Genomic DNA, 9,829 nt, shown 5'->3' on the forward strand with positions numbered 1-9,829 from the left:
TCAAACCTCACATATACATGGACATTTTTTTGCCAGGAATGCTTCTGCCCGCTTCCTGAGCCGCCTCGCTTGGCTTGCCGAAATCCCAGCCTTTCTCAAACCACCCTGAGTAATATCTAGCTCTCGCTTAATATCGTCATGAAATTCGTTTCTACCTAGCCCGTAAGCCTGTCTAATTTTTCCTTCGTGATAGTGCGCACCGCCTATCTTGCGAGTATCAGTAGCAGGACCTCGGGTATGTCTATCGAGATCAAGCGCAATTGAAGGATTATCCGCATCTCTGCAATTTTTACTAGCCAGTCCTTTTTGCACTAGATATTCATGGCGAAGAAGTTCGTGAGCCTGCAGGCCATCGCCAACATTATCTCCCCCATTAAGATCGCCGTAGGTGCCGAGTTGCCCTACCTTCGCAAGACCCATCGGATCGATCCAACCAACAGGATCTGGGGCATACTGATAGACGTTGATGCCACCGGCGAGGCCGATCGGATCCTTGCTGACGAATCGCCCGCTACTCGGATCATAGTACCGATTCCGGTTATACCTCAGCCCCGTCTCCGCATCCTCCTGCTGCCCTTGAAACCGAATCGGGTTCCGCGGCGCGATGCCCGCCCGCTGCGACACCCTCGCGATAACCTCCCGCGCTTCGCCCCAGGCCCGATACGCCGCCTCCCACACTACCTCGCCGGCCTCGTCCGTCATCAGCAACGGCGTACCGATCTGGTCACAGTGGTAGTAAAACAAATGCGCGTCCGACTGCCGTTCCGGCACACGTTGCAGCGGATCATTCTCCGGCACATACGGCTCACCTTCCTGCCACACCGGCGTCTGAATCCCCGCAACCGGCTGCGCCGTCACATATTGGGCAAGCGGCACAAACGATTCCGGCTCGTACACATACTGCGTCGCGCCGCCCTCGCTGCTTTCATAAGCAAGCTGATCACCGTCCCAGCCGAACACCGTCCGCACGCCGTCCACGTCCTTGCCAATCCGACGTCCAAACGGATCATAGAAATACCGCGCTTCATGCTGCCGCTCAGATTCCTCGACACGCGCGACTCTCAACCGGTTGAATCCGTCCCACTCGTACTCCTGCGTCCCCGACGGCGAACGCTTCCCGATCAAATTCCCGCGCGCATCGTATTCGAAGTGCGTGCCAGCGTATTCCTTCAACAGATTGCCGAGCACCTTCGGCACTTCGGGCGGCAACGTGCTGTCCAGGCTGTCGGGCACCACTGGGCTCGCTTTCGCCGGCCCCGGCGTGCGCGCGTGCTTGGGACTGCCTGGATCAACGATGTTGCTCGCAGGGTCGAACGCAAAATGCTCCGCGCCGAGCGGCCCGATCGCCGCAATGAGGCGGCCGATCGGGTCATAGCGGTAACTGATCAGCCCCTTGCGGCTGTCCTCGATATGTTCGAGCTGTCCAACGGCATCGTACCGATACCGGCGCTCGGCCAGCGCAGCCGGCGCGTTCGATCGCCGAACCGCCTGCCGGGCAATCCGGCCGGCCGGATCGTATTGCGTCTGCTGCGCCAGTTTGCTCGACAGCGTCCGCCCCGTTTCGCGGTGCAGATCGTCACGCTCGAACTGGATTCGCTCCTCGCCATCGAGCACGAGCCCGTGTACGTGACCAGAGCCATAGGTCAGCCAGTCCAGCACATGCCCATCGGGTCGAACCGTCTTGATCCGCGTGCCGATTTCATCGTATTCGTGATGCCAAACGTAGCTGCGCGATTCGCCGAACAACCGGTAAGCGTGATGCTCGCGAACCGGATTACCGACCGGATCGAAGAACACCTGCATCCGGCTATGACTGTTGCGCGCCTCGAGGAGCCGTCCGCTCGCGTCGTACGCGAACCGCTCCTCGCTGGCACCCGAGATCCGGCGCGTAATCCGGCCGGCCTGATCGAACTCGAGTTCCGTCACCTGCCCGGCCTCATCGATCTTCACCGGCTGCAGCGTGCCTTCGGCGTATCCGTACGTCGTCCGCTTGCCGTCGAAACCGATCTCTTCCAGCAAGCGCCCCGCAGGATCGTAGTGGAACTGATAGGTCGCGCGATTCGCATCGGTCAATGCAGTCAAGCGACCGAGACGATCATAGCGATATGAAAGCGTATAGCCGAGCGCATCGACGCGGCTTGCCACACGCCCCGCCACGTCGTACGAAAAACGCGTGACGCGCTCCATCGGATCGGTTTGGGACAGCAACCGGCCTTCCGCATCATGCGTGAATCGAACAGTACCTGCCGCCGACGATATCTCGCTCAACCCGCCATTCTTGCCATACTGGTAGACCGTGGCATTGCCCGCGGCGTCGATCGACTGCGCGAGTCTCCCGTCGCCGTCGTACTTCCACTTCGTCACCTTGCCCGAGCAGTCGGTGTACTGCAGCAATTGCCCGGCGTCGTCATAGACGAGCGAAGTCGCACCGCCCTTGGCATCGATCGTCTTGATCGGCATCCCTGCCCCGTTGTACGCGTACTTCGTCTCACGCCCGAGCGGATCCTTCTGCCCCACGAGATTGCCCGCGTCGTCATACGAACGCTCCCACACGTACCCTTCGGGGTCCTTGAGCCGAACGAGCTGATCCTTGTCGTCGTATTCCATCGCGACACCCGACCCGTCGACGCGATAATGCTTCGTCATGTTCCCGCGCGCGTCGTAGTCCATCTCCTCAATGCCGCCGTCGCGATGAACGTGCATCACCAGATTGTTGTCCTGATCGCGCCGCATCCACTCCTCGGTGCCATCCGGATACGCGATCCGGTACATGTACCCGCGGATGTTGTAGTAGTACCGCGTGACGTTGCCCAGCGCGTCGGTCACATAGGTCAACCGGATGTTCGGATGCCACATCAGGCGAATGTCGTGACTGCCGTCATCGGCATATTCACGCACGCACTGTGCGTTCGTATTGTCGTCGCGCTCGGCCCCCTCCCACTCGAGGTTCATGCCGCGGCCCGTGCGATCCGTGTAGCGGGTAATCAGGTGGCGATGGTACGCATACTGGCGTGCGTTGCCGTAGCGATCAGTTGCCCGAACCAGGTCACCGTTCTCGTCGTATTGGTACTGCGCGAGTGTCCTGCGGGTGTTCGCATCGACGATCTGCTCGATCGTTGCGATACGCCCGCGGCTGTCGTGACGAAACGCGAGCGTATGGCCTGCCGAGCTGACGAGCCGCGCCAGGCGATTCGCGTCGTCGTAATCGAGCGCGATCGAATTTCCTGCGCGGTCCTTCTGCAAGGCGAGGCGGAACGAATCGCCGCGCTTCTCGTAGACATGAAGCAAATCGTGCCCGTACGCGACAGTCACCCACGTGTCGTCGAGCCGGCTCAGCGTGACGCCTTCCACGCGATCGTCATGAACGGCACCTGCCGCGAGCGCCGGATATTCGATGTTGCGGCCCGTTGAATCGCTATAGATCCACTTGCCGCCCCGAACGTCGATCCGCGTCATGTACGGCGACAGCCAGCGCGCGCCCAGTTCGCCGTCATCGTATCCGGCCAGCCGGGACCGATAGACCCGCGTCCACACGACGGGCATCGCACCCGGCAATTCAAAATCGGCATGGGAAAACGTCTCGTCGCCGAACGAATAGCTGATCGAACCGACCGATACGCCCTTACCGCACTCTTCGCAATGGTTGACGCCAGAGCCCTTTGCCTTGGCCTCCTTCTTCGCCGCTGCAAGCGGTACCTGCGGCCGCCGGGCCTCCGCTTCCGTCGTGCCCTGCGACTTGATCGATGCCGTCCGCATCGCTTCACGCTTGTGCCGCAGTGCATTGATCAGCTTCAGCAACAGCCACATCAGCTTGCCTTCGTCGCTGCCCTTCAGTTCCTTGATCTTGCCGACCACCACCGGTGCCAACGTGCGCAACGACGCCGCAATCGAGCGAATCGGCGCGACGTACTCCTCGGGAACGAGCCCGGCCGCCGTGCTGCCGGCGGAGTTGGCATTGCGCTTGCCGAGTGCCACCCCGGACTCGGTCAGATAACCCCACGCCCCCTTCACCAGGTCCGTGCTGATCCATCCGCTCTTCTTCATCAACTGCCGGTATTCGGTGGCTTCCCGTTCGTTCTTCGTCGGATCGAACAGCTTGCCCGCCACCACCGCGTCGATGCCGTCGGCCAGACCCGTGAAGATCTCCTGCGCTTTCGCCGCGCAGTGGTCGATCAGGTCGTTGACCACGGCCTGCAGCTTCGTCAGGAAATCCTCGACCTCGGTCGAAAACGACGCCTGCACATGCGTGACGACGATCGACACGACCGCGGCCCCGATGTCGCGCTTGTGAATCAGAAGCTGGTTACGGATCAGCGCCAGCAGCGGCCGTGCCGTGAGGCGCATCGGCGCCAGTACCGGCGGAAACGGAATCACGCCGATCAGGTTGATCGCCAGCCCGAGATAGTCGAGCAGCTCACCGCCGCGCTTGCGGATGATCGAGACGATGTCGGTCAGCGCGTCGGCCAGCGCCATGAGGTTGTTGAGGACCGGAATCATGCTGGCCACCGTCGCCAGCCGGTCGACGTTCACGTAGCCGTTCGTCACGCTGATCAGCCACGCGTTGAAGCCTTCGCCGGACGCCACGACGTCGTCCGGATGCACATCGGTCAGCCACGGGGTGGCTTGCTCATATTCCGCGCCCGGCGGGAGTTTTTGATCTGCCATGCTCTCAGGATTCTTCTCGTTGTTCGTTTTTCGGCCCGCGGCAGCCGTCCCCGGTTCATCTTTTGGACGTCGTGCCAGCGACCCGCGGCATTGTACCGACGAATGGACGACCGGAAAATGAAAGGTAGCGGCTCTGGAATCCGGGCCCGAAACGGGTCATCGCACCCTATTTGTTGGCACGGCTTGCCCCGAATGTTATGTAAATTCGGTAACCAACTATCTGGTCGATCAGCGTCACCGAGCACCATGAGCCGCGACTTTTCTTCCGTGGCACGATCGACGCAAGCCCGGTAAACCGGGCACGAGCCGCCAGATCGCAGCCTGTCGCTCATGCGCGGCACCCAAATTCCGCCCCCGCAGATTAGGACATTGCTCGTCCCCACACCCCGGTAACATGCTACCGGGCCAACCACCGGCTTCCGGGCGCCTTTCGGCGACCTGAATTGTCGGCAAATCGTAAGCATTCCATGTCCATACAACGACTATCCACCTACGCTCGCCGGATCGCCCTGATCGCGTTGCTGCAGTTCGCGGCAATCGCGACTGCGTCGGCGTTTCCGGCGGCCGCCTCGGCCCCGAACGCGAGCGGCGTCGGCGCGCCCGTCCCGGCCATCTCGCTGAACGACGCCGTCGCGCAGCTCAAGCAGATGCAGGCCGAACTCGACCGCATCAAGCAGCAGACCTCGAACGCGTCCAACAGCAAGGAGCTGGACGGGCTCAGCGACTCGACGCAGGAGCTGAGCACCGATGTCGAGAAACTGCAGAGCGATCTCGTTCCGCAGCGCGCGCAGATCCAGGGGCAGCTCGACGTGCTCGGCCCCCCGCCTGCGGAGGGTGCCGCCCCGGAAACGCCGGCCGTCGCGAAGCAGCGGGCCACGCTGAACGCGCGCAAGACACAGATCGATGCAGCGCTGAAGCAGGCCGCCGACCAGAAGGCCAGCCTCACGAACCTGAACGAGCAGTTCGCGAAGCTGCATCGCGGCCTGCTGAAGAACCAGCTCGCGTTCCGTTCGGGCGGCATTTTCAGTGCGCAGTTCTGGCTGCCGCTGTTCCATCTTTCGCCGGACGACGCCCAGCGGCTCGGGGATTTCGACGAGGAAATGCTCGACATGCTGCGCTCGTCGTGGGTGCCCGGGCAAAAGGCGATCACGGTGCTGCTGCTGGTTGCCGCATTCGCGGCATGGATCGGCGGCCGCCGGCTCATCGAGCGCGGGCTCGCGTGGTTCTGCGTGAACCGCCTGCCGGCCACCCGTTTGCGCCGCAGCGCGCTGGCATTGTCGACCGCGCTGGCGACGCTGCTGGCAACCGCCATCGCCGTCCAGATCTTTTACCTCGCCGTCGCGCGCCATTACGACCTCACGCCGGCGCTGAACGATCTGTGGGACCAGTTCGCGAAACTCGCCGCAACCTGTGCCCTGATCGCCGGGCTCGGCCGTGCGCTGCTGTGCACGAAGCATCCGTCGTGGCGCCTGCCCGCACTCGCCGATCCGGTCGCGCTCGCGATGAAGCCGTTTCCCGGCATCCTGGCCGCACTGCTGCTGGTGTCCGGCACGCTCGAATCGATCAACCGGATCGTCGACACCAGCCTGTCGGTCACACTGTTCGGCCGCGGGATCGTGTCGCTCGTCGTCGCGGTGACGGTCGGTGCGTCGCTGCTGCGCTCGAACCGCGCGCGCAGCGCGCTCGCGGCCGCCGGCGAAGCGCCCGAGCAGCGCTCGACGCTCGCCGGGCTGATCCATGCCGCCGTCACGCTCGCCATCATCGCGACCCTGATCGCACTCCTGATCGGCTACATCACGGTCGCGCGCTTCATCACCTATGAGCTCGTGTGGTTCGAGATCGTGCTGGGCGCCACCTACATCCTGATCCAGCTGACCCGCGACGCGAGCGAAAGCCTGTTCTCGTCGAGCCTGATGACGGGCCAGCAGATCAAGCACCTGTTCGCACTCGAGGATCGTCACCTCGACCAGGCCCGCACGGTGCTGTCCGGCTTCGGCACGAGCCTGCTGATGCTGATCGCGGCCATCGCGCTGCTGACGGGCGGCTTCGGCACGACGCCGGGCGATCTGATGGACAGTGCAGTCGCGATGATCGGCAGCCAGCGGCTGCAGAGCCTGAACATCATGCCCGACCGGATCATGAACGCCGTGATCGGGTTCGCGATCGGCTTCTACCTGCTGCGCTCGCTGCGCCGCTGGCTCGACAGCGAGTTCATGCCCGCGCTCGGCATGGATACCGGGATGCGCGTGTCGCTGATCACGCTGTTCACCAACGTCGGCTACGTGCTGCTCGTGCTGATGACGCTCGGGCTGCTCGGCGTCCGGTGGAACAACCTCGCGTGGATCGTCAGTGCGTTGTCGGTGGGTATCGGTTTCGGCCTGCAGGAGATCGTGAAGAACTTCGTGTCGGGGTTGATCCTGCTGACCGAGCGCCCGGTGAAGGTGGGCGACATGATCAGCATCGCGGGCGTCGAAGGCGACATTCGCCGCATCAACGTGCGCGCGACCGAGATCCAGCTCAGCGACCGCTCGACCGTGATCGTGCCGAACTCGCAATTGATCTCGCAGAACCTGCGCAACGTGACGATGGGCAACAGCACGCAAGGCGTCGCGACGCTGGTGCTGACGTTCCCGCTGAACACCGATCCCGAGCAGGTGCGCGACCTGCTGCTCGATGCCTATCGCTCGCATGCGGCGATTCTCGAGAAGCCGGCGCCGTCGGTCACGTTCAGCCAGCTCACGCCGGACGGCATCACGCTGAGCGTGACGGGCTACGTGTCGAGCCCGCGGATCGCCGGTTCGACGAAGAGCGATTTGCTGTTCGAGATCCTGAAGCAGTTGCGCGCGGCAGGAATCACGCTGTCGAGCCCGCAGATGCTGGTCGTGCAGAACATGCCGGCGGCGGGAGACGCATGACGCGGCTCGCACGCCGGTCGTCACGCAGATGAACGAAGGGCCGGCACCGCAACGCGGCAGCCGGCCCTTTCTACTTCTACGCAGCGCCCTCCCGGGCGCCCCGCATCAAACGTCGAACTTCACGCCCTGCGCCAGCGGCAGCTGACGGCTGTAGTTGATCGTGTTCGTTGCGCGGCGCATGTAGGCCTTCCACGCATCCGAACCCGACTCGCGGCCGCCGCCCGTTTCCTTCTCGCCGCCGAACGCGCCGCCGATCTCCGCGCCGCTCGTGCCGATGTTCACGTTGACGATCCCGCAGTCGCTGCCCGCTGCCGACATGAACTGCTCGGCCTCGCGCATGTCGTTCGTGAAGATCGCCGACGACAGGCCTTGCGGCACCGCGTTGTGCAGTTCGATGGCGTCGTCGAAGTTGTCGTAGACCATCACGTACAGGATCGGTGCGAACGTCTCGCGCTCGACCACCGCCGATTGCTTCGGCATCCGCACGATGGCCGGACGCACGTAGTACGCATCCGCGTGGCCGACGTCGACGCGCTCGCCGCCCTTCACTTCACCGCCCTGCTCGCGTGCATCGCCCAGCGCCTTCTGCATCGCGTCGAACGACGCGCGATCGACCAGCGGGCCGACCAGCGTGCCTTCTTCAAGCGGATTGCCGACCTTCACCGACGTGTAGGCCTTCTCGATGCGCGGCAGCAGCTGGTCGACCAGGCTGCGATGCACGATCAGGCGGCGCAGCGTCGTGCAGCGCTGGCCGGCCGTGCCGACCGCAGCGAACGTGACTGCGCGCACCACGAGATCCAGATCGGCGCTCGGCGCGACGATCATCCCGTTGTTGCCGCCGAGTTCGAGGATGCCGCGCGCGAGACGCTGGCTCAGCACCTTCGCGACTTCCTGGCCCATCCGCACGCTGCCCGTCGCGCTGACCACCGGCACCTTCTTCGACGCCGTCAGCACCTCGCCGACATCGCGCATGCCGAGCACCAGCTGGCTCAGTTCCGCCGGCGCAACACCCGGGTGGGTCTTCTCGAATTCGCGGATCGCCTTCTGCAGCAGCACATGGCATGCGATCGCGGTGAGCGGCGTCTTCTCGGACGGCTTCCACACGACCGAATCGCCGCACACGAATGCGAGCGCGGCATTCCAGGCCCACACCGCGACCGGGAAGTTGAACGCCGAAATCACGCCGCACACACCGATCGGGTGCCACGTTTCCATCATCCGGTGGCCCGGGCGCTCGGACGCGATCGTGAGGCCGTAAAGCTGGCGCGACAGACCGACCGCGAAATCGCAGATGTCGATCATTTCCTGCACTTCGCCGAGGCCTTCCGACGTGATCTTGCCGGCTTCGAGCGTGACGAGGCGGCCGAGCTCGGCCTTGTGCTCGCGCAGCACGTTGCCGAACACGCGCACGAGTTCGCCGCGCACCGGCGCCGGCACCGTGCGCCACTTGAGGAATGCGTCGTGCGCGGCGTCGATCTTGCGCTCGGCGTCGGCGGGCGTGTCGACGGCCAGCGTCGCGAGCGTCGCGCCGTCGAGCGGCGAACGCGCGGTCAGCGCATTGCCTTTCCACTGGGCGAGATCGATATCGAGCGCGGCAAGAATGTCGTTGAATTGCATCACTTCCTCTTCAGGGACAGATTGATCGGTGCGGCGGCAACGCCGCCCGCGTGATTCGATTGGAGCGCGTTCGCGCGCCCTGTGCAAGCGGATGCGCCGCGCGGCAGGCCCGGTGCGCCGTGCGGCGCATCGCGCTGCGCCGCCGCCGGAAGCCCGCCGGACGGCGCGCCCCCGCCTCGCAGGGCACGATCCATGAAACACATTGTCGGTGGCCACAAGTCGGGCCGCTATTGATATTAACTCACGACTTCATTCCGAAAACGCAACACCCTGGCGGGATGACACAGTGCGTTTCCTCGCGGATATGGGACTTGTCCAAGGCCCGTGACCAAGCCATTCGCCACGTCGTGACGGAGAACAAGTTGATGACAAACCCGCATCACCCTGTTCGGAAATATCGTTTGCCGCCCGCGCACGGGGCACACACAATCGTTGCGACGTCGAGGTGCCACGCACCCGGCGCGCCGCCGGCCGCCATCACGGCTGTCGGACGACAGACGAAGGCGCACGCATCGCGGCCCGGTTCATCCGGTCCGTTTCAGCACCGCATCACCGCTGCCCGGCCCGCGGCCGGCAACGCGTCGCGCTTCGTCACCGAAAAACAATCCCGGAGACAGCGCCCAGCGCCCGCC

Annotated in this window: 3 protein-coding genes; 1 reads left to right on the forward strand and 2 read right to left on the reverse strand. The window is 63.9% G+C overall.

What is annotated here, in order from left to right:
- A complete protein-coding gene (locus tag FFS49_RS33820; RefSeq protein ID WP_137910186.1) occupies positions 1–4,665 on the reverse strand; it encodes an RHS repeat-associated core domain-containing protein in 4,665 nt (1,554 codons plus the stop codon).
- A 467-nt stretch (positions 4,666–5,132) separates the two neighbouring features.
- Between FFS49_RS33820 and FFS49_RS33830 the strand changes: the two genes are divergently transcribed.
- Entirely contained in the window at positions 5,133–7,580 is a 2,448-nt protein-coding gene (locus tag FFS49_RS33830) for a DUF3772 domain-containing protein (protein WP_137910188.1), read from the forward strand.
- A gap of 105 nt (positions 7,581–7,685) precedes the next feature.
- Here FFS49_RS33830 and FFS49_RS33835 read toward each other — a convergent pair whose 3' ends face one another.
- The gene (locus FFS49_RS33835) at positions 7,686–9,197 is read right to left on the reverse strand and encodes an aldehyde dehydrogenase family protein (RefSeq protein WP_039339689.1); all 1,512 of its coding nucleotides are present in this window, start codon (positions 9,195–9,197) and stop codon (positions 7,686–7,688) included.
- Between the last annotated feature and the right edge of the window lie 632 nt (positions 9,198–9,829).

The sequence above is a fragment of the Burkholderia sp. 4NA327C6 genome, from assembly GCF_005502655.1.
GTDB lineage: Bacteria > Pseudomonadota > Gammaproteobacteria > Burkholderiales > Burkholderiaceae > Burkholderia > Burkholderia contaminans.